General features: G+C 56.9%; 2 protein-coding genes. Both read right to left on the bottom strand.

The features are described from left to right. Positions 1–243: 243 nt before the first annotated feature. Positions 244–705: a hypothetical protein gene (locus AADEFJLK_RS24245; RefSeq protein WP_170065252.1), complete on the bottom strand. Its 462-nt coding sequence runs from the start codon at positions 703–705 to the stop codon at positions 244–246. Between the two features lie 67 nt (positions 706–772). After that, positions 773–1,384: a flagellar biosynthesis protein FlhF gene (locus tag AADEFJLK_RS24250; protein WP_146054748.1), complete on the bottom strand. Its 612-nt coding sequence runs from the start codon at positions 1,382–1,384 to the stop codon at positions 773–775. Positions 1,385–1,512: the final 128 nt, after the last annotated feature.

Genomic DNA, 1,512 nt, shown 5'->3' on the forward strand with positions numbered 1-1,512 from the left:
GGTGGCTCACATGCTCTCCAATGACTCGACGCGATTTCGTATAGCCTGCATTTTCACTTCCGCTTCGCTTCGTGAAAACTCAGGCACTATCGCTTCTGGGGACTACTCGACTCCTGTCTCGCAGCGGATGAGTGTCATCAACATCCGTTTACCGAAGGTGCCGCCATGCCCCGCCATCCAGAACTATACCAATGGATCGACACGATTGCCATGCATTTTCCGTCCCTCAGCAAGCATAAGTATCTACACAACTTCTCCCAAAAATTGCTTGGCGGTTGCCTTGAAACCTTCCAGCTCCTCTTGGGAGTAGGCATCCATAATTTTAGACATGGCCAGAAAAACCCACAGGCCCGCCAATAGCGCGGGATTGCTGAACGCCTGTTTATGGCGCATTTGCCTGCCGCTGAGTTTGATGAGGAAATTCCGCAATTCGGCGGCTTCCGGGCGGTTGTCGGCGGCGATTTCCCAGACCGTGACACAGGCCATGCTGGCGACCAGAAGGCGTTTGGCGATGGCCAAGGCGGATTCCTGTTGCCATGCTTCGAGCTGGTGCCCCGCCGATTTGACCAGTTTGAAAAAACACTCGATCTGCCAACGCCAATAGTACCAGAGGGCAATGGTGGCGGCATCCACATCCGTTACGTTGGTCAACAGCAGCCATTGCGCCAACACTTCGCCGTCTTCGGCGAGGACGCGGCTGACCACCAGCCTCGCCTTCACCGGAAGGCCGGGGACGCGGGGCTGTTTGCCTTTCTTCTACCCACAAGGGGCACTAGTGGCTGGGTTTGGCGGGCCGTCCCAACGTCACTTCCGCTTCCGCCACCCACTGCCAATAGGCCTTGCCATGGTAGCTGACTTGCCGGGTCTTGCTGAACGCCAAACCGGCCGCCACGGCCTTACAGGCCGTGGGCTTGTCCGCATAGTCCACTTTGGGGTCGTCCTTGGCCCGCACCACCCAGAGGCTGCCCGCCGCATCCCAACGGCGGATATGGGCGACCGAATCGCCTTCGCGGTCAATCATATGCACCACTGGCTTGGGGAAGCCTTGCGCGTCCAAATATTGGATACAATCGGCCACTTCCTCCAGATGGTTTTTGGCGAGCGAAGGGGATGCCGCATCGCCGTAGGTGGCGTAACTCCCGTCGACACTGACCAGCCTTTGTGCAACCGGCGCCACGGGCAACCCCGTCAGGTCGCTGACGATCAGGCTGGATTGCAGGTCGTAACCCACATCCGTCGCGTGCGTGATTGCGTAAGTGTCGGTTTTGTTAAGGTGTTTGTAGCTTAGCCGTGACCAGTCGTGCACACAGAGGGCGTACTGTCCGCAATGCTTGGCTATGCCCTCATGCGCCGCCGCAGTCAGCGGCTCCTGAAGGACTGACAAGCTGACACTCGATCATCAAGTTTTTCATAAAGCCGCCAAATTTATGGCTGAAAATGGGTGGTAAAGCAGTTAAGCTAATCCGCGTTAAAAAATGACCGGATTGAACGCCATGCTACTGACCGAGTTTG

Origin of the sequence: Methylovulum psychrotolerans (assembly GCF_002923755.1) — a bacterium.
Classification (GTDB): domain Bacteria; phylum Pseudomonadota; class Gammaproteobacteria; order Methylococcales; family Methylomonadaceae; genus Methylovulum; species Methylovulum psychrotolerans.